Here is a 19,351-nt window from a genome sequence, read left to right on the forward strand (position 1 = left end):
ATAGCAGTTTCGCTCGCGCGGAGAAAATTGCGATACTGAGAAAAAATCGATCGCAACCATCTTAAATGGTTTCAAACTAAGAACATACCCAAGACAATTTATTAAAAATTAGTTTTCACACAGTCTGTGCCATGAACGGACCTTGATGAATAGTATTGGATAATATTCCATTATCAAAGTGTCCTGTTTGATTACAGCAGATAATTACTGATATTAGAAATATAGGCGGACATCTCTAGATGTCACTATTATGCAAAAATGGATAGATAAATCACTTAACCATAAAATTCACGATACCAGTCAACAAAGTTATTAACGCCCTGTTCAACACTCATTTTAGGCTTATAGCCAGTAACATTAAATAAGTCATCAATATCTGCAAAGGTTTGGTAAACATCGCCCGCTTGCATCGGCATAAAATTTTTCTTGGCTTTAATTCCTAACGCGCTTTCAAGTGACTGAACAAAATCGAGATCATCTTTAAATAAAAAAGCTTCTATTTCTTTATCGACAAAGGGAGATTTACGACTATTAATTAAATCTACTTTCGCTGGAACGATATCGTAGATAACCACCTTATTATGCTGAGCAAGTAAAATGGCATTAGACAAACCAACAAAACCTGCTCCTACTACAGCTATTTTCATTAATACGCTTCTCTAGGAACACTAAAACGCTTAATAACTTTTGGCGCTTGGCAGTTTTCTGCCATTTGCTTAGCACTTAATAATAACCAGTGCTGCCTGTGAGCGTAGCCCATATCTTGCCCGTTAGACACATCGAAACACGTTAAGTTGGCATCATCTGGCACTAAAATAAATCGACCCGCCTTCTCGCCCATCCATAGCCATGCGTTACGCTCTTCTTCTTCATCCGTTGCTAGGTAACTAAAATGCGTTATTGGTAATTGTGAAAACAATAAAAATTGCTCTTTAAATTTCACTAACCCAAGTTCACCGCGCTCACCATGCTGACCTAAGGTGTTTTCCACTTCTTCAATAACATGTTTGGGTGTGCGCAGGGGCTCGGCTAGCCAATATCCTAAGGTACTCACTATTAACCAAGAAGCGACAATTACCATTCCTAAATTAAAAAAGGCGTTTTTCGACCGTAATCGCCATAAACTAACTAACCATATCGCTGCTAAAATAAACGCTAAACCTGCCGCCCACGGGATCATTTCAGGGTATGCGGTTAATGGTTTCACTAATTTTTTATGACCCGTTAATAAACCAATGCAAGCGACAACAAGCACAATAGCAATTAACCATAAAATGCTTTTGCTGATGCGGTTAAACCATAACGGTAGTTTAACTTCATGGTAAGCAATGGTGGTAAACAGCGACAACATCGGCAATGCAGGTAACACATAAACCCCGCGCTTGCCCGGACTAATACTGAAAAAACACACCACAAGCACAACCCAAGCAAACAATATCATCAATACTGGATCTGTTTTTAATTTGTGATAAACATGCTTTAGCGAGCTCAACAATAAAATTGGTAATGGAAACCACATCACGGGAATTACACTAACAATAAAATAATACCAAGGCTCAAGGTGATGCCAGGCATTGGCGTACCGTTCGCCCGTTTGCTTGAACAGAATATTGTTTTTGTACTGAATTAATTCAGGGGTCGCTTGCTCTGCCACCGTAATCATCATCGGTACAAACCAAGCCGCCAACACCAAGAAAAAGGGCACAAAACCTAACCAACAAGCGAAGGTGAGCCTGCCTTTAAAATAGTCTTTATTCGCCAAGCGATAAGCAATGATGGGAATAAACATGAGTACAGGTAAAAAACCTACCCCTTTAGTAATAATGCCGAGCGCCATAAATGCCCACGAAATAAAATACCAGCGCCAATTGGGCCCTAAAATGAAATGACGGATAAAGCCATAACAACCAATCGTTATCCAACACATCACCATCGCATCAATTTGGGCAGCTTTAGCTTGGATCAAAAATTGTGGTGTAATTAATAAAAGTAAAGCGGCATTGCGACCCACGCGAACACTATGGAGTTTTGCCCCAAGATCATACACCAAAAATAAAGTGATCAAGCCACAGATGGCGTTTGGCAGTAAAAATGCCAGTTTTAGGTTGCCAATAAGTGAATAAAAAAGAGCGATTGACCACATAAAAACTGGTGGTTTATCAGGATAAAATTCACCGCCACGCATTGGAAATAGCCAATTGCCAGTGGCAACCATTTCTCTGGCTACTTCAACAAATCGAGGTTCATCAGCAGGCCACGGTGAACGAATACCAATACCTAATAAAATAATAACAGCGGCAAAGGCCAGTAAGATTTTTAAGACGGCGTAATAATCATCTTGTTCGAAGGTTTTTATTATATTTTTCATAACCTAACTTCTTTATAGTTCTTGTACTTTACGACGAAATTGACTGCGATAAAGCAGTGAGCCAATTACCGATGAAACAATAAACAGCGCAATACTGATGAGTATTTTTTCGTGCTCTGATAAACCAATTCCAGCGCCAGCGTAGGCAAAAATTAAGGTTTGTGGAATGTAGCCAATAAAGCTACCAAGAAAAAACCCCTGAGCCGGTACTGTAGTTGCTCCAGCTGCGACATTAGTAAACAAGTTACTGCCGATAGGTAACAACCGAATCATCAATACCTTTAAGGTGGTATTGTCTTTAACCAAGCGTTCAAATTTCATTAAACTTTTATTAAATTTGCGTTGCAAGCTTGAGCGAAACAACCATTTGGCGGCGTAAAATGACAAAATACAACCGAGCTCTGTTGCTACTAACGCTAAAAGTGCCCCTTCAACAGCCCCAAAAGCAAAACCAAACGCAAACGCTAACAATTGGCGTGGCGCACCAAGAGCGGCATAGGCAGCCCCCATCGCCATCAATACAACAACGGCTTGTTTGCCTTGTTCTTTAACAAACTTAGCGACCCAGTTACTGTCAGCGATATGTTCAAAAAAACCTTGTTGAACTGCAAACGCTATCGCAATAAATAACGACAAACTAACAATAAATTTAGCGAGCCTGTTAATCGTCACTAGTGTTACTCGTTTGAATTTCATTAACCATTGGCACTTTGCCACGACGAATAAGCCACATCATGCCTAATACATCAACAATACCGACCCAAGCTCGATTCCAAGCCGTGTATTTTGATAGACCATGTTCACGATCGCGGTGGTTCACTTCTTGCACTTGCACTTCGCCTCCCATACGTTTGACCAAAGCAGGAATATAACGGTGCATATGGTTAAAGTGTGGTAGCCTTAGGTATGTGGCTGTGGGCACTACTTTCAAACCACAGCCGGTATCTGGCACACCATCATGTAAAATAGCATCGCGGAATTTATTAGCAAAACGCGACTGAAAACGTTTCCAAGGCGTGTCTTTTCGGTTTTTACGGTAGCCAATTACGCAAAAATTAGCGGCTTCTATTTGTTGAGCGCGCTCAACTAATTTAGGCAAATCAGCCGGATCGTTTTGTCCGTCGGCATCAAGGGTCGCCATCAAGGTGTATTTCGCCTGTAACACACCCGACACAATCGCTGTGCTTTGTCCGACACTGTAGGCATGTTTGATAGCTTTTACATCACAGCCTAATGTTCTTCCAGTTTCGAGGGCGGTTTCAAAGGTACTATCACTACAGCCATCATCGACAACGATAATCTCAAACGGGTATAAATCAGCAAGGCTGGTATGAATTTCTTCAATAAGATGGCCAATATTTTCGGCTTCGTCTTTGGCAGGAAGTACAACTGATAACATATATAAATCCCTGTTTTTTAGTTATTAGCGATAATAAATTTGCAAATTAATCACCGATAAGTCAAGCAATTAAAGAAACCTATCGGCTAAATAAAAAGTGTCTTAATAAAATATCAGGCAAACCTTAAGATTTACTTAAGAAAAACTGAAAAAATGATTTACAGCACTACACGCAATATTACTCTGAATATTAGGACTCTTTTCTCGGGTAGATTTCATCATACTTTAATGGCTACAAGTCCATTAGTTTTGTTGAGACATTTTTTTTTAACTGTAAAATATTAGAATATCCACGTTCACCAGCATATGTTCAATGTCCGTAACTCGCTCTAAGCAGACTAACCGTCTTTATACCAAAAGAGATTTTGATGACTAAAGCTCAGAAGGCTGAAATATAAATACTCTCTTTCGGAGTTTTTCAAGTTAGTTGTTGCATAAGCTGTACTAGCTCTTTACTTGTACTCAATTTTGTTAATAAACCACTCTTTTATCCCTACTGGCGTTTTAACTTGAAAATCATCATCAACTTCCTTTTTTAGCATCGCTCTGGCCATAGGAGAGTCAATAGAAATGTAATCGTTACGACCATAGATCTCATCAGGGCCAACTATGCGAAAAGCTTTTGTTTCACCATTATCATTTTCAACCTCTACCCATGCCCCAAAGAAAACCTTGCCGACTTGTTGAGGAGAGTAGTCAATAACTTTGACTGCTTCGATGCGCTTTCTAAGGAACCTAATTCGAGAATCTATCTGTCTAAGTAATCTTTTATTTTCTTTATAATCGGCATTATCTGAACGATCGCCAAGGCTAGCAGCCCAAGCTACTTTTTTTGTTATTTCAGGTCTGTAGTCGCGCCAAAGGTAATTAAGCTCTTTATTTAGCTTGTCTAATCCTTCACGCGTTATTAGATTGGTATACAATTAGTTTGCCCCATCCCAATATTACAAATACTGCAATGCTTTTTTAACAGCATCTAAAGTTGCAACCGGGAGAAAGTTATCTTTATCATTACTTGATAATATACTACCGTTTGGCCCCACTTCCAAACCTGCTCGGCGCATAAACTCTTTAGATATGAGGTATTCAAGATCTTCTACTTCTAAGTCAGTCTATTTTGAGTTTGGTGACGAAGACTACCCACCTCCATAAAATTCTATGACTGGACCAATCGGTACTATATCTCCTTTGCTAGTTTTTCAGCTGCTAATGCTTGAGAGGAGAAAATGTTATCTTGAAGCCTAACTATAGGGTCTTTTAATTTTTCTATCCAAATGAAGCTTTCCTTTATTGAAACTACAAAGATTATAATAACCAGACAGCAAATTAAATTTTAGCGTGTGTTATAGATATTACGGCTATAAAAAATCTAAAGCTTTTTTTATAGCGTCAAGGGTAGCCGCTTTAAAAACAGCATGCTTATTTTCATCAATAAGCTCCCCATAATCCGTTGGCGTTAATTTCCATTTGCTTTGAAAGCTATTTGATAATAAATATTCTAATGCTCTGCGCTCTTGATTCGATAGTTTATGCTCAGAACCAAGCCCAGTAGACTTGTAGTCATAAATATCAATTTGAAGGTTTGGTGGAATAATTTCTTGTAGCTTTTTTCGAGTCGCAATTAGCTCGGAAGCTTGAATTTTTGCTAGTAATCGATGCTTTGGATTGTTTATTTCATCTATCCAGTCTAACCCTTGATGCTTTTGCTTACCAAGATCTTTTACTGGGCTGTTCTCTGCAAATGATGCAATAAGTGCTCTATACTTTTCACCCGATTTATTACGAATACTTTGTGCTTTTGGAACCCCTCGTTGAGTGCCTAACTTTGATATTGTAGAAATAGAATAGTCATCAACACCTCTTTTTCTTTGCTCCATACAAACCCTATAGATTGCTTCGAGGGTTTCACTAATCTTAGTAGAGCAACCTTTTTGTAATTCAGTTAGTAGATCTTCAGGTGACATACTCATAACTCACTATTAATTAACGTATTATTTTTATTAATAAATTCGATTTCAGACTTTGAAATCTGTTCATCACCAAGAAGGTCGGAGAGCTTAATATCACAATTAATTACACGACTAACTTTTGACCATGTTTTTAAACGAGACTTTAAAAGGCGCGCTAATTGATTTCCAGCGTGCAATTGTTGCTCTTCTGTGAGTAAGAATAAGCCGGGAGATATTTCATTGAATACAGCCATTTTATCCAACTGTTGAGATCTTGGAATTATGGCATGCGATGCATTGGCCGACTCATAAATCGTTGCATTCTCACAAACCTCTTGAAGTTGCTCAAATGAAGATGTCTCTTCTAAAGATATTTCTATTTCTGAATCACTCATTTTAACGAGGGACAAGCTGTCTTTTTGATTAGCTATTGATTGTGTCATTTTAATTAGCTTGTAGGACGACTGTAAGTCACATAAGAGCATATCCATTTTTTTTGCTGCACTTTCATATTCTGACTCAGTTTTTCTTATTTTTAACTCAAGAATTTTACGCTCTGATAAGTCAATTTTTTCATTTTTTAAATTAGCTACGTATTCTCGGCGATCTAATTCGTCTAAACTTTTCTCAAGCATAGTAATTTTACTTTGTAACTTTGTGCATTGAGATGACTGGGTGTTAGAGTGAAATAATATTTCGTTAGTGATGGATAGCAACCCACCAATAAATGCGGGGCCTGTAATAAAATGACGACAGCGAAGACAATTTTGCGTCCCTAGATAACCAGATGGAGCCGGTACACGTAATGATGTACCACTACCATTAAGTTCTCCGCCATCTTCACAGCGAGTTGCGGCATATGGGCAGATACCATAATCCCTGAAAATGAAGTTCCCTGCTGGAATAGAGTTTGTTAATGAATTTAGTAACTCTTCATTATTTGATACCAATTCATTTTTTACTTTCTCTATTTTATTTTGTTCAATTAAACTCTGAGTAGCGTCAACCCTCGTTTTTAATGCTTCTTTCTCGCCCTGCTCTAATCGCTTTCTAATATCGCCTTGCGTAATTTTGCAGTAATAAATAGACATTACAATTGATGAGTGCCCCACAACTTTCATAACTATTTCAATAGGCATCCCCATTTCCATTATATAAGCCGTTATAAGGCTCACACGCATTGAGTGAGGGGTATACTTAGACTTATACTGATTTAACGTTGCTTCCTTCCCTGATAGCGTTGCAAGCTCTAAATTTGATGGTTGAACATTATAAAGTGCGGCAGCTAACCTTGGTGTTAGGGAATTACCAACACTTTGTGGCTCAATATCCTGATACGCCCTAAATAAAAAACAATTTATTCCTTTAGCCTTAAGTTGCAACTCATTTAAATTTGTTCTTTTACAACTAGACCAGTTCGTAGGGTTATCTATAGGATTATATTTTTGCTGCCACTTACGAAGTTTTACTAACCAATAAATAAGGTCTTCAGGTATCCAAGGTATTGAATAACCTTGACCATTATTACTTGTTTTGTTTGTAGTGATAAACATCCCTGCGTTTTCGTCAGGCATTCTTTTAATAAACGCTTGGTTTTTTGTTAACCCCGAAAAAATAGATTTATTTTTTTCCCAAATTATTTTTCCATTTTGATCAACATTAGCTATTACATCATCTGCTTCACCTGAATCATTATATGCAATCTGACGACCCCGCAATGGAACTTTTGTTAAAGTGAACGTATGCAACCAATTTATTGGAGACCACATATAAAGCTGATCTCCAATCTTTTTTATCACGCAATCAGGGTCACTTCGATCTACTTCCTTCGATGATACTTTCAGCCAATCAGCATCAAATTTTTGCAAATGCTTTAGGTCTTTAAAAGTTTTTGCATTAGCTGGAATTATCCACTCTTGGGCCTTTTTAACAAAGTAATACTGCAAGCAAGGTTTAGTTGACTCAGCGCGTTGCGGAGACATCACACTTGCTGAATTTGATAGCAGCGATAAAGGATTTCTAGCATCCATTACACGAATGATCTCTCCAGTCTCCTCATCTTCACTAGTTAGATCGTTGGTAATTACAAAGTCTAAAAATTCATTCACTGCAATTATCAAGTTACGCCGCATATTATCGGTATTCAACTTTTCTAATTCTTGCTTTAAGGGTCTAATATTAACCTTTTGCTTTGTAAGAAATGCTTCTGGAGTTAAGCTTTTATCGTGTTTTTCTATATAAATTCGAACGAATCGACAAAGCAAAGAGTTTTTAGAACCTCCGCCTAATGCTTGGGTCATAAATTCTTCTATTTTTACAGCCCAAGCTATATATGGTTTTGCAATAAATTTTAAATTGTAAGGCTCTTTTTTACCTAAAAATTTAAACCAATTTTCCCATTCACTTTCCCATACCCCCTGTGGGTCATTTGGTATTTGAGGGTCATCTTGCTTTTTAACAAATGCCCTGTATTCCTTTTGTGATTTAAGAGCTAATGGCTTAATAATACTCTTTAACTTTTTATAGGAATAAAAATCAGGGACATCAAATGTATCTTTATAGCTCACCCACTCATCCTTAAAAACCCTCTCTGGATGTGCAATTAGGCCTGGTATGCTTTTGTAATTTTCTAAATGTAATCTTGAGTTAGTAATACCGTTTTTTTTGCATATTGCTTTGTATTCACCCAATGTTTTTATTGATACAGGTATATTTAATGGAAGGCTCGAGTCACCTTTAAGTTTGCTCATTTAATCTCTCTCATCTTACTACGAATATCTTCTGAGGTTGGTTGTATATATACCAAGCAGGATAGAGAGCTCTTATGATGCATTGCTTTTTGAATTTCAACTTGGCTTAAACCAAGTTGTCGTGCGCGATAACCATATGCATGCCTGTGTCCATGCTCTGTAGTTCCAAGCTCTTTTTGAACTTCCAACCCAATTTTTTTTACTGCTCTTTTATGAATTCGCTGAAAGTTTTTTATCGTTTCAGGCGCTCCTGTGGAGTTGGTAAATGCAAATGGGTGAGTGTCTGTTTTTGCCGGCTCTACCCGTTGATATTTAAGATAGTTAACCCAAGATATTAAAAATTCTTTTGCTTTTTCAGGCGGGTTAAATATCACTTCAAAATAGCCGTCTTTATTTGTGAGTAAAGGTGACTTCCAACCCGCATATAGTCTTTCTGATAATCGGTATGTATTTCTTGGTTTATAGAAAGTGCTTTCGAGTAAGTATTCTCGCCTATTTGCAAAACTACTGTCAGGTGAGCGGCCTATTTCTGGATGATAGACCCTAACTAATGCTTCATCTCGATATATTGGGTGTAAAGTTATATCTGAAACATAAAGGTGAAATAGCTCACTTTTACGTAATCCACCATAATTTAATAACATGGTCATAGCTTGAGATTTATAGTCTGGTGTTGAGCCTTTTACCATTCCAATATAAAGAAGCTTTTCAAAGTGCTCATCGGGGAATTTCATCGCTTTTTCATTATTTATTTTAGGCTCTAATAACCGATCAATGAATCTTACTCTCTTCGCATTAAAGGCAGCGTCATTTTGATTAGATAAATGATTTAGGAACACATTTGCGTGCTTATGATAATATGCACACCAATTTAATCTCTCTTCATAACTGGTTGCTTTTCTGAAGGGGTTTATCCTTGATGAGTCAAACCCTTCCTGTAAAGCTAAAAAATCAGAGTAATGCGTTATATGAAATAATATATTATTTGCATCTCTAGGCTTTCTTGCCTTCCAATACAATCCAAGTTCGTCATCCATTTTATCGTAATCGATTGTTCCTACTAATAGTGCTTTAGTAAAACCTTTTAATAATAAAGTTGAGTTTTCAAAGTTTGGTACGACATCAATATATGTGAGTAGGAGCTTTAAAGAAAATATAGAGCGCTCTTTCCATGACTCACTTTTAGAGCTGTACCAAGCAAGATATCTTATATGTGATATCACGACACCTTTCTCTGTATAAAGAGCTGGTAACTCACAAATACTACCAGCCTCTTTATCATGATACTTTACGTTTATTTTTTGGATGTATGCCATACTTTTTATTATATAGTATATTTACTTTTCCTTAATACTAACTCTTTTCTATCATCTAACAAGTATTAAAGTAGTGATTTTAGTATATATTTGGGTGGGGTTATAATATCAATATAATAAACGCTTACTGCGCCAAATTGATCGTCGTGTTCGGTATTTGCGCAAACGCCTACCCGATTTAAAAGTTATTGATTACTCGCCGCAGCAAGACGATAAAGTATTTTTTGGCGCATGGGTAGAAATAGAAAACGAGCAAGGCGAGGTTAAAAAATTTAGAATTGTAGGGCCTGATGAAATATACGACCGTAAAGACTACATATCAATTGACTCACCTATGGCGCGCGCCCTGATAAAAAAACAAGTAGACGATGATTTTGAGGTACCTACACCGCAAGGTAAAAAAGAATGGTATGTAAATAGTATTGAATATCAAAAATAGTCCCCCATAACATTATTAATAAATAACTACTTTGATTCAGATCAGGTAAATTTTTTATTGTGTAATATATCTCATTAGGATATATATTGGTTTAGCAGGTTTATCTTTAACCTGATTTTTAAGGTAGTGGCTATGTCAAACTTAGTACAGCGCATATGTAGTAATGCCGTATTGTTTGCACTTTTAATGAGTGTGAGTTTGACTCTGCATGCCAATACCACCGAAGTAAGTATAGATAACGCCAGTATATCTAATCATTTTATCGCTTGTGAATTTCCTGACCAAGCAACCCCCGACATTGACTTAGATTCTCATGTTAATGCATTTGCTATTAGGTTGTTTCAACCGCTACCTAATGCTGTTTCATCTTTTTACCAAAGTACAAACCTAAGCCGTCCTTTTAGTACGGCATATCAACGTGGTCCACCTAGCTATTTAATTTAATTCACAATTTTACTTTTTGATTAAATTTTATAACTAATAAGGTGACTACTATGTCTAACTTTAAAGAATTACGTACCCAAAATATTTCTCATGGCGTTATTGCAAGCACGTTTGAAGATCAACAAGCCACTATTGATTTAACATCTCCGGCTTTAACCGTAATCAATAACTTTACCCAAAAAACGCCAATTCGGGCTCAATACGACACTCCTATCAGCGAGGCGCTTAAACAAGTACTAGCAGAGCATTCTGACTATGTATTGGTGACTGATGATGCGCAAAAATTAATTGGTATTGTTTCAAGTGCCGACCTACAAAGCGCTAAAATTACGGCCATTGCACAGCGTTTAAATACCAGCCGCAATGAAGTAAGCTTACGCTACATTATGACACCTACTAGCCAACTTAATGGCGTAAGTATGCAAAGCCTAAGCTATGCAAGTATTGGCGATGCACTACAAACAATGGAGCATCAAGGCAGCATGTTTTTATTAGCAACAACCACTAATAACGAAATATGCGGGTTAATTTCGGCGCGTCAAATAGCTAAAACGTTACACATTCCAGTGCATATTACCCCTATTGCTCACACGTTTAGTGATGTTTTAGAAAGCGTAGAGCACCCTCACTAAAGCGCGCTTTTACGCTTTGTCAGCTCAGCCAAGCCAACCATCTTAAAGCAAGCAAAATTGCTTGCTTTAAGAGCTTTTTATTACAACCTGCTGTGATATTATTCAACTAATAAATACCTGCCAAACTCATTAAATAGCAACTTTAATAAGCTGGGTATAACAGTACCAGAGGGATTTTCTGGTTTTATTTTTTGTATTAAAAGGTTTATGCATGAGCGATATCTCTGCACGTTTAGCCACTGAGCTAAATGCACAACAGCAACAAGTTGTTGCTGCTACAAAATTACTTGATGAAGGCGCAACGGTTCCTTTTATTGCGCGTTACCGTAAAGAAATTACCGGTGGATTAGACGACACGCAATTACGCCTTTTAGAGCAACGTTTGTCGTACTTGCGCGAGCTGGAAGAGCGCCGCAGCTTTATTTTATCAACCATCGAATCACAAAATAAATTAACGCCAGCACTTAGTGCCGATATAACCAGCGCACAAAGTAAAACTGAGCTTGAAGATTTATACCTTCCTTATAAAGCTAAACGTCGTACCAAAGGGCAAATAGCCATTGAAGCAGGCCTTGAGCCACTTGCCGATGCGCTATTTAACGACGCAAACTTAGAGCCAGAGCAACAAGCGCAGCAGTTTATAAATGCCGACAAAGGCATTGCTGATACCAAAGCAGCCCTTGATGGCGCTAAATTTATTTTAATGGAACGCTTTGCAGAAGATGCCAAGTTATTAGCTAAATTTAGAAGCCACATTAGCCAACACGGCGCTATACAAAGCACACTTATTGACGGCCAAGAGCAAGCCGGTAGTAAATACCGCGACTACTTTGACCATCAGGAACCTCTTAAAAAGGTCCCTTCTCACCGCGCACTTGCTATGTTGCGCGCGCGTAACGAAGGTATTTTGCAGCTGAGTATTAATCCAGAGCCAAGCAGCGAAAATGCAGCCCAGCTATGTGCGCAAATGATTGCTGATCACTACCGCTTAGATGTGAAATATAAAGCAGCTAGCGCATGGCTATTAAGTGTTGTGCAGTGGGCATGGAAAATAAAGCTTGGCCTACACCTAGAAAATGAATTTTTAGCAGCCATGCGAGAAAAAGCCGAAACTGGCGCTATAGATGTATTTGCTAAAAACTTAAAAGACTTACTTATGGCCGCCCCTGCTGGGCCACGTACCACGCTTGGTCTAGATCCTGGTTTGCGAACTGGCTGTAAAATTGCCGTAGTCGATGGCACAGGTAAATTGCTTACAACCCAAACTATTTTCCCCCACGCGCCACAAAATCACTGGGAAAAATCGTTACGTACATTAGAGCAACTATGCCGCCAGCATAAAGTAGAACTTATTGCGATTGGTAACGGAACCGCATCACGCGAATCTGACAAGCTAGTAGGCGAACTTATTAAGGCCAATACTGAGCTTAAATTAAATAAAATTATGGTAAGCGAAGCCGGCGCGTCTGTTTACTCTGCGTCTGAATTTGCAGCAAATGAATTTCCTAACTTAGATGTGTCGTTGCGTGGCGCGGTATCTATTGCGCGTCGCCTGCAGGACCCACTTGCCGAGCTTGTTAAAATTGAGCCAAAATCAATTGGTGTAGGCCAATACCAGCACGATGTATCGCAAAGTCAATTAGGCCAAACACTGACCGCAGTGGTAGAAGACTGTGTAAACTCTGTGGGTGTTGATTTAAATATGGCCTCGGTGCCGCTTCTTACTCGCGTATCGGGGTTAAATAAAACCTTAGCGCAAAATATAGTAAATTACCGCGACACTAACGGCACGTTTACTAAGCGTAGCGAACTTAAAAAAGTTGAGCGTTTAGGACCAAAGGCGTTTGAACAAGCAGCAGGCTTTTTGCGTATTAATCAGGGTAAAGACCCACTTGATAACTCATCAGTTCACCCTGAGGCTTATCCTGTTGTTAAACTTATTTGTGAGCGTAACAACCTTGATGTAAATAGCTTAATAGGCAATAGCGAGTTTTTAAATAAGCTGGTTGCTAATGACTACACCGACGAGAAGTTTGGTTTACCTACCGTTACCGACATCATTAAAGAGCTAGATAAGCCTGGGCGCGATCCTCGTCCTGAGTTTAAAACTGCTGAATTTAAAGCCGGTGTAGAAAAAATCACAGACCTAAAACCCGGTATGATTTTAGAAGGTGTGGTTTCTAACGTTGCTAACTTTGGTGCGTTTGTTGATGTAGGTGTTCACCAAGATGGCCTAGTGCATATTTCGGCAATTACTAATAAGTTTATCTCTGATCCGCGCGAAGTAGTAAAAGCCGGTGACATTGTAAAAGTAAAAGTGGTTGAGGTAGATGCCCCACGTAAACGCATTAGCTTTACTATGCGCTTAGATGATGAAATAGACACAAGCAATAAACCCGCTGCCGCGCCACAAAAGCAACGCAGTAATCAGGGTCAGCAACCGCGTGCAGCAAGACCAAAGCGCGATAACGGTAATGCCATGATAGGTAATGCCTTTGCCGATGCATTTGCTAATGCAAAAGTAAAAAAATAATACCCTTTTGCTTCATTAAGTGATGTCTCCTCAAACTAAAAAGCCGCTCATTGAGCGGCTTTTTTAATAATGCTTAGCTGGTTTTAACCAAACGCAGAAAAACCACTCTCGTTTTGGGGTGAGCTAGTCATTTGATAAAAATTGGCTATATGGCCAGCTCGTGCGTCTACTTCTGGGTCGCGTGCTTGCTCTGTATTAGTATCGCTTTGAGACTCCGCAGTGCTGGTTTCGTTTATTGATAACGCACTTTGTGGCTCTTGAGCTTGCGCTTCATCGTCAGCAAGGGCTGATAATTCAGCTTGCGCTGCGGCCATTTTTTGGGTTGCATCAGCGGCAATGGCTCTATCGGCACTAGAAGGTTCAGCAGGGGCAAGTGCGGCTGCTCGTACCGTTTGCATTTTATCTATAGTGGCTTGCGGATCGCCAGGGATTTCAGATACATCAATTTGTACCTCACCGCCAACAGCGTAATTAGTGCCATCTGGTCCACGTTGGTATTCATAACTTGGTGAGCCTGCATACTGCCCACCCACCGATGCATGAGCTTGTTCGTGCACACGCACTTCAGTATCGCGCGCTTTAAGCTCTTCAATTTGCTGCTGTTCTAATTCTAGCTGTTGCTGATCTTGCTCTTCTTCGGGGGTGTCTTCGCTTGCTTGTTGCTGTTCGCTATCTGAATTTTCGCTGCCTTGCTGGCGCTGCTCAACAGCTTGCTCATCACTGAGTTTACCGGTTGCGTCGTAGGTGGCGGCTTCTGCACTGCTTGGCAGTTTTGCTTTATCAGCATCGCTTTGTGCTTTGGTTTCGGTATTACTGGCGCTATTGGGTGCAGGGGCAGGAATAACTTCGCGCAGTTGGTTGTCACGCCGAGCGGTTTCCGTATAAACATTGGCGGTGTTTATATTGATAGACGGAAATGGCGTGACAATATTCATAACGTTTAAACTTTAATATCGATTAGCGTACCAAGCACTTCATCTGCAGTTTGAATAGATTGGGTGTTTGCCTTGGCATTAAACTCTTCAACTTTTAAATTAACAAGCGCTTCGTCAACCCGAGCTGGTTGTGCAACAGGCGCTGTTACAGCCTCTTCAGGTCGCGCAGCTGTTAACTGGCGCTGTTGGGCTAGTTGCGTATCGTCTTGCTCTTCAATGGTGGCACGGTTTATCTCTGCGCTTGCTCGTTCTATACCTTGGCTTGCACGATTAAACCCTTCTACACCACTATTAAATACTGAACCAATAGCCATGCTGTACCTCCAAAAAATAAATATTGTTTAATTATCGCTCACTTCATGGGCAAAATAAAGCTTTAAACAGCACCTTTCTTTAGGCTATTTTAAAGCATTGATTTAACGGCAGATAAAAACTCTTTTTTATGAGAAATAAACGGTGCATGGGAGGCTTTGTCTAGTACTTCGTATTCAAACTCAGTATTTAGTGCTGCCATTTTATTAATTGCTTTGTAAGGTACCAGCGCATCTAAACGGCCAAATATCGCTTTTATAGGCACTGGGCAATGCGCAAACACGTTGCGTAAATCATCATTTTGTAAAATATTTAAACCCGCACTTAACGCCTCACTTTTAGGCGCGCTGTACTGATTTAGCAAGTGCTTTAGCTGCTTTATATCATCGCGTGCCGACTCGCTACCCATGGCCTGAATAGCTAAAAAGCGCTCTATGGTTTTTTCTCGGTGATTAACTAATTGCTCTTTAAATTGCTCAAGCACGCTGGTTTTTATTCCGGGCCAATCATCTGCCTCGGCAAAAAAAGGGCTTGAGGCAACTAAAATTACTTTTGCTACTTTATTTGGCCAATGTTTAGCAATATAAAGTGCAAACAATCCTCCTAGCGACCAGCCCATTACAATAGAGCCAGGGCTAAGTTGCTCGCTTACGATTTCAGCTGCATCGTGTAAATTATAAGGGCTTGGGCAGCTATTGCTGTTGCCAAAGCCAGGCAGGTCAATACTGCGCACCGAGCCACTGTATAAAAACGTTAACTCTGGCTGCACTAATTGCCATACGCCTTGGTTCATGCCCCAACCATGTAATAAAACTAACTCGCTTTGCATATTTGCCTAACCTTAACCAAACTTAGCCACATCATAACGCTTACATTGACGAAAGCAACGCAAGGAGCAACCAATGCAACACTCATTTTTTAATTGGTTATTTCCCTCTTATTGCGTGCAGTGTCAGGGAGTTATTAGTGCTCAAGAGGGATTATGCGACTATTGCTTAGCGGATTTAAGCGTGTTTGATTTAAATAAGCACAGTAACTTATTGCACCGCCCGGATATTGTAGAAATGTTTCCGCATTGCGAGTTTGATAAGCTCTTTGCCTGTGCTTTTTATCAGCCCCCTTTTGAGCATTGGCTTAAACGGCTCAAATTTAATAATCAAATTCACTATAAAAAAGCGCTGCAACAAGTAATTAAACGCCAGCTAACGGTGTTTTTTGAAAATTTAACTACCCAGCCCGACATAGCTATTATTTTACCTTTGCACCAAGGGCGCTTTTTAACGCGCGGGTTTAATCAGGTAAGCCAAGTGTGGCAACCGTGTTTGGCAAAACATATTTGTATAAGTAATGCGCTAATACGCAATAAAGCCACGCAAGCACAGTCACAATTATCTAGATCCAAGCGGGTTAAAAATGTAAAAAATGCCTTTGTATGTACACAAGATATGAGCGGTAAAACGGTGGTTATTGTAGATGATGTAATGACCACAAGCGCCACGCTCAACGCGGCTACCCGGGTATTAAAGCAAGCGGGCGCTAAACAAGTCTGGGCTTTTGCTACGTGTTTAACGCCACTTTAAAGGGGTAGTTAATCACCTCTTACTCTAAATGTGTGGCCAAAAAATAAAGCATTACTGAGTAATCGGCTTGTGCCGTACCAATATCCTCTAAATACAGGGTTATCTGTCATCGCAATAACACTGCCACGCCCGTATGAGTGGGCAATCATGGCTGCTGCACCGGCAATTTGCTGCTCATTTACGCCATCGGTAAACCCTGCTAATAGTGGTTTTTGCGGGTAAGTGAGTATGTTTACAAACGGGGCGGATGATTTTTCTAATAACCAGGTACTATTTTTAAATACAGGCAGCGTTTCACGATTAAGCGAAAACGTTAGTGGATGCGTGGTGTCTACATCGGTATTAAAAATAGCGCCGGCTATACGTTGTCGCCCAGCTAAATGATCTTTATCTGCGTAATTTAGCCCTTGAGTATTAAAAGCGCTGGCTACATCTTGCCTAGATAAATAATTAGCCTTGAGTAATTGCTGATCAGCTAAAAATTTAGCGCCGCCTTTGTGGCCCCAAATTACGCCGCCTTTTCTTACCCAGCTTTTAATAGCAACTTTATCACTATCGGGTAAGCCCGAATAATTGCCATTAGCTAGTACAATGTGGCTGTAATTATTTAAATCTAAGCTACCTAAACGCTCCATTTCTACAATGGTCGGAGAAATACCAACAAAGCGGTCAAGGTAATACCATACTTCACCCGCTTCGTATTGGCTTACGCCTTTACCGCCCACAAGCAGTACTTTTGGCTCGTTTAATACCGCCATAGTGCGCGACCCTAAATCGGCGCCTTTCCCTGTAAGGCCCGTGGTAATAGGCTTTATCGCAATACCAAATTGCGTTTGAGCATCGTTTAAAATAGCCACCCAATCAGGGTTTGTTTGCAGCCCTGCGGGGACAATAATGCTGCCAGGTGCAAAGTCTATTTCGGTGGTGCTGCTTTTAGCTGTTAAGGCGCTTAACGCGACACGCGCTTTAATGCCTTGCTTTAGCAAGCTATTTAGCATTTTAGGCGCTAAGTAATCGTCCCAGGCAAAGCCAAATGCATAACTTTGCTTTAACGCAGCAAATGATGGTTTAACTGCTTTTTGCCACGCAGTGCTGGCTACTTCTAAGCCCCAACTACTTTTTACTTGTGCAAACTCTAAATTAAAAGCATGGGCGAGTGTCCAGCCCGACACATCATAAAATGTGTTATCGGCAAAACTTTTTTGCTCACTAAAAATAGCTTTTACTAAACGAAACTGTGGCTGAGCTAACGGCACAAAATAGCTCTGGGTGCTAAAGTTTTTGCCATTGGCTTTTAGCGCTTTTGTAAGTGGATAGGCGTTAATTTGATGCTGCTTTAACAGGTTTAAAAATAGTTTAATCCGGGTGTTATCTTTAGCGCCCTCAACCACATAGCCTTCAAAACTTTCATCATGTGCTAAATCAACTGCTTGGTTATAAAATTTTGCCTGATAGGTTAATAGCGCCTCGCGGTTATCTACCGCTGCTTTAAAGGTTGACAGGCTTGTTAATAACTGATTTTTAATAGTAAAAGGAAACGTAAGCGTACCATTTATGGTTTCTTGTACATGCCCACGTGAGCTGGCTTGCTCAAATAAAATACCTATACCGCCGTTTACATCGGGGTAGGTTGAACCCTTGCCGTAATAAAAGTCGTCAAAGCTTTCTTCGGTAAAATAAAGGGCATTATTTTTATCTAAAGTTTTAGCATGGTAATTGGCTATGGCTTTAGTAAGCGTTACGTTTTCATCTGGGGTAATTGGGTGCTTGCGACTGGCAATGCCAGGTTGAAAAAAGTAGCTGCTGTTTGGCCCCATTTCATGAAAGTCGGTAAGAATATTTGGCTTCCATTGATGAAATTTAGCAATGCGTGCACGCGACTCCGGGTGTTGTAGTAATAACCAATCGCGGTTTAAATCAAACCAATAGTGATTTGTACGGCTACTTGGCCAGCTTTCTACATGTTCACGCGTTTTAGGGTCGCTTGATAAGTTCATCCCCCGATTACTATTAGCCCAATTGGCAAAGCGAGCCAAGCCATCAGGGTTAAGTGAAGGGTCGAGCAAAATAACGGTATTATTTAATAATTTTTCTATTTCTGGGCCTTGCGCTGCAGCAAGGTAATACGCAACCAATAAAGCGGCATTGCTGCCTGATGACTCATTGCCATGCACACTGTATCCCATCCAAACTACAGCAGGCTCATTTTGTGTGTTTTTAGCTTGCTCACTGTTTGTTAAACGGGCTAAGTGCGCTTGGCGAATTTGCTCTAAGTTAGCTAGTTTTTCAGCGCTGCTAATACTTAGCATCACAAGCGGACGTTGCTCGTGTGTGCGCCCTATTACTTCAAAGTTTATACGATTACTTTTTTGCGCCAGAATTTCCATGTAACGCACCAGTTGGTCGTGCCTTACATGCCACTCACCTACTTCGTAACCAAGTACGTCTTGTGGGGTGGGTATTATTTTATCAAACTCTACATCTTGTTCAAAATAATACGAAAGTGGTTTTGCCATACTTGAAAAGCTAAGCATTGCCACCATTATAGTTACTATCCAGCGCATATAAATCACTCTAAAAATGTTTGTTATTTGCACGCTAGCATTGCTTAAAATAGATGCCAACTTTTTACGCTCAACACTAGCCGCAACACGATGAGCGGAGTATGATATGCAGTATCCGAGTAATTTAGTC

At 39.8% G+C, this 19,351-nt stretch carries 15 protein-coding genes and 3 pseudogenes; 5 read left to right on the forward strand and 13 right to left on the reverse strand.

Annotation, left to right across the window (positions count from 1 at the left end; translation table 11 throughout):
* Window positions 1-275 precede the first annotated feature (275 nt).
* The 9 genes and pseudogenes from PSI06_RS09860 to gmtY form a co-directional block, all read right to left on the reverse strand.
* Window positions 276-473: pseudogene (locus PSI06_RS09860) on the reverse strand (protein CapI); the annotation flags it as partial.
* Between the two features lie 15 nt (window positions 474-488).
* Window positions 489-647: pseudogene (locus PSI06_RS09865) on the reverse strand (UDP-glucose 6-dehydrogenase); the annotation flags it as partial.
* Window positions 647-2,368, reverse strand: a complete 1,722-nt coding sequence (locus tag PSI06_RS09870; RefSeq protein ID WP_024603946.1) for an ArnT family glycosyltransferase — start codon at window positions 2,366-2,368, stop codon at window positions 647-649. The pseudogene PSI06_RS09865 and the gene PSI06_RS09870, both read right to left, overlap by 1 nt.
* A gap of 12 nt (window positions 2,369-2,380) precedes the next feature.
* Window positions 2,381-3,034 (reverse strand): TVP38/TMEM64 family protein, encoded by a 654-nt coding sequence (locus tag PSI06_RS09875; protein WP_024603947.1) that lies wholly within the window; start codon window positions 3,032-3,034, stop codon window positions 2,381-2,383.
* Complete coding sequence (locus tag PSI06_RS09880; RefSeq protein ID WP_024603948.1) at window positions 3,030-3,767, reverse strand: glycosyltransferase family 2 protein; 738 nt, start codon at window positions 3,765-3,767, stop codon at window positions 3,030-3,032. The genes PSI06_RS09875 and PSI06_RS09880 overlap by 5 nt, the downstream gene beginning before the upstream one ends.
* Window positions 3,768-4,219: 452 nt before the next feature.
* Window positions 4,220-4,690, reverse strand: coding sequence for a transcription elongation factor GreB (gene greB, locus PSI06_RS09885; RefSeq protein ID WP_039489102.1), 471 nt, complete (start codon window positions 4,688-4,690; stop codon window positions 4,220-4,222).
* A gap of 435 nt (window positions 4,691-5,125) precedes the next feature.
* Window positions 5,126-5,731 (reverse strand): gamma-mobile-trio protein GmtX, encoded by a 606-nt coding sequence (gene gmtX / locus PSI06_RS09890; RefSeq protein ID WP_039489168.1) that lies wholly within the window; start codon window positions 5,729-5,731, stop codon window positions 5,126-5,128.
* A gap of 2 nt (window positions 5,732-5,733) precedes the next feature.
* Window positions 5,734-8,466: a gamma-mobile-trio integrase GmtZ gene (gene gmtZ, locus PSI06_RS09895; protein ID WP_039489104.1), complete on the reverse strand. Its 2,733-nt coding sequence runs from the start codon at window positions 8,464-8,466 to the stop codon at window positions 5,734-5,736.
* Window positions 8,463-9,782 (reverse strand): gamma-mobile-trio recombinase GmtY, encoded by a 1,320-nt coding sequence (gene gmtY / locus PSI06_RS09900; protein WP_039489106.1) that lies wholly within the window; start codon window positions 9,780-9,782, stop codon window positions 8,463-8,465. The genes gmtZ and gmtY overlap by 4 nt, the downstream gene beginning before the upstream one ends.
* Window positions 9,783-9,888: 106 nt before the next feature.
* On the opposite strand from gmtY, the pseudogene PSI06_RS09905 reads away from it, so the two are divergent.
* From PSI06_RS09905 to PSI06_RS09920, 4 genes and pseudogenes are all read left to right on the forward strand, one after another.
* Window positions 9,889-10,221 (forward strand): annotated as a pseudogene (locus PSI06_RS09905) (GreA/GreB family elongation factor); the annotation flags it as partial.
* Between the two features lie 132 nt (window positions 10,222-10,353).
* Window positions 10,354-10,665: a hypothetical protein gene (locus PSI06_RS09910; protein WP_126008493.1), complete on the forward strand. Its 312-nt coding sequence runs from the start codon at window positions 10,354-10,356 to the stop codon at window positions 10,663-10,665.
* 50 nt (window positions 10,666-10,715) lie between these two features.
* Complete coding sequence (locus PSI06_RS09915; RefSeq protein ID WP_273605016.1) at window positions 10,716-11,297, forward strand: CBS domain-containing protein; 582 nt, start codon at window positions 10,716-10,718, stop codon at window positions 11,295-11,297.
* A 211-nt stretch (window positions 11,298-11,508) separates the two neighbouring features.
* Window positions 11,509-13,830 carry a Tex family protein gene (locus tag PSI06_RS09920; protein WP_273603689.1) on the forward strand — a complete coding sequence of 774 codons (2,322 nt, stop codon included), beginning with the start codon at window positions 11,509-11,511 and terminating at the stop codon, window positions 13,828-13,830.
* A gap of 83 nt (window positions 13,831-13,913) precedes the next feature.
* Here the strand turns inward: PSI06_RS09920 and PSI06_RS09925 are convergent, their stop codons facing one another.
* The 3 genes from PSI06_RS09925 to bioH form a co-directional block, all read right to left on the reverse strand.
* Window positions 13,914-14,765, reverse strand: a complete 852-nt coding sequence (locus tag PSI06_RS09925; protein WP_273603688.1) for a putative metalloprotease CJM1_0395 family protein — start codon at window positions 14,763-14,765, stop codon at window positions 13,914-13,916.
* Window positions 14,766-14,770: 5 nt separating this feature from the next.
* Window positions 14,771-15,079: a hypothetical protein gene (locus PSI06_RS09930; RefSeq protein ID WP_004588240.1), complete on the reverse strand. Its 309-nt coding sequence runs from the start codon at window positions 15,077-15,079 to the stop codon at window positions 14,771-14,773.
* Between the two features lie 89 nt (window positions 15,080-15,168).
* Window positions 15,169-15,906 (reverse strand): pimeloyl-ACP methyl ester esterase BioH, encoded by a 738-nt coding sequence (gene bioH, locus PSI06_RS09935; RefSeq protein WP_273603687.1) that lies wholly within the window; start codon window positions 15,904-15,906, stop codon window positions 15,169-15,171.
* A 73-nt stretch (window positions 15,907-15,979) separates the two neighbouring features.
* Between bioH and PSI06_RS09940 the strand changes: the two genes are divergently transcribed.
* Entirely contained in the window at window positions 15,980-16,657 is a 678-nt protein-coding gene (locus tag PSI06_RS09940; protein WP_273603686.1) for a ComF family protein, read from the forward strand.
* Window positions 16,658-16,665: 8 nt separating this feature from the next.
* Here PSI06_RS09940 and PSI06_RS09945 read toward each other — a convergent pair whose 3' ends face one another.
* The gene (locus PSI06_RS09945; RefSeq protein WP_273605017.1) at window positions 16,666-19,221 is read right to left on the reverse strand and encodes a M14 metallopeptidase family protein; all 2,556 of its coding nucleotides are present in this window, start codon (window positions 19,219-19,221) and stop codon (window positions 16,666-16,668) included.
* Window positions 19,222-19,351 lie beyond the last annotated feature (130 nt).

It is taken from the genome of Pseudoalteromonas sp. GABNS16E, from assembly GCF_028598715.1.
GTDB classification, from domain to species: Bacteria; Pseudomonadota; Gammaproteobacteria; order Enterobacterales; family Alteromonadaceae; genus Pseudoalteromonas; species Pseudoalteromonas atlantica.

Coding starts and splice junctions, on each gene's coding strand:
- PSI06_RS09870 (WP_024603946.1), bottom strand. CDS start 2,368: ATGAAAAATATAATAAAAACCTTCGAACAAGATGATTATTACGCCGTC.
- PSI06_RS09880 (WP_024603948.1), bottom strand. CDS start 3,767: ATGTTATCAGTTGTACTTCCTGCCAAAGACGAAGCCGAAAATATTGGC.
- gmtX (WP_039489168.1), bottom strand. CDS start 5,731: ATGTCACCTGAAGATCTACTAACTGAATTACAAAAAGGTTGCTCTACT.
- gmtZ (WP_039489104.1), bottom strand. CDS start 8,466: ATGAGCAAACTTAAAGGTGACTCGAGCCTTCCATTAAATATACCTGTA.
- gmtY (WP_039489106.1), bottom strand. CDS start 9,782: ATGGCATACATCCAAAAAATAAACGTAAAGTATCATGATAAAGAGGCT.
- PSI06_RS09910 (WP_126008493.1), top strand. CDS start 10,354: ATGTCAAACTTAGTACAGCGCATATGTAGTAATGCCGTATTGTTTGCA.
- PSI06_RS09915 (WP_273605016.1), top strand. CDS start 10,716: ATGTCTAACTTTAAAGAATTACGTACCCAAAATATTTCTCATGGCGTT.
- PSI06_RS09920 (WP_273603689.1), top strand. CDS start 11,509: ATGAGCGATATCTCTGCACGTTTAGCCACTGAGCTAAATGCACAACAG.
- PSI06_RS09925 (WP_273603688.1), bottom strand. CDS start 14,765: ATGAATATTGTCACGCCATTTCCGTCTATCAATATAAACACCGCCAAT.
- PSI06_RS09930 (WP_004588240.1), bottom strand. CDS start 15,079: ATGGCTATTGGTTCAGTATTTAATAGTGGTGTAGAAGGGTTTAATCGT.
- bioH (WP_273603687.1), bottom strand. CDS start 15,906: ATGCAAAGCGAGTTAGTTTTATTACATGGTTGGGGCATGAACCAAGGC.
- PSI06_RS09940 (WP_273603686.1), top strand. CDS start 15,980: ATGCAACACTCATTTTTTAATTGGTTATTTCCCTCTTATTGCGTGCAG.
- PSI06_RS09945 (WP_273605017.1), bottom strand. CDS start 19,221: ATGCGCTGGATAGTAACTATAATGGTGGCAATGCTTAGCTTTTCAAGT.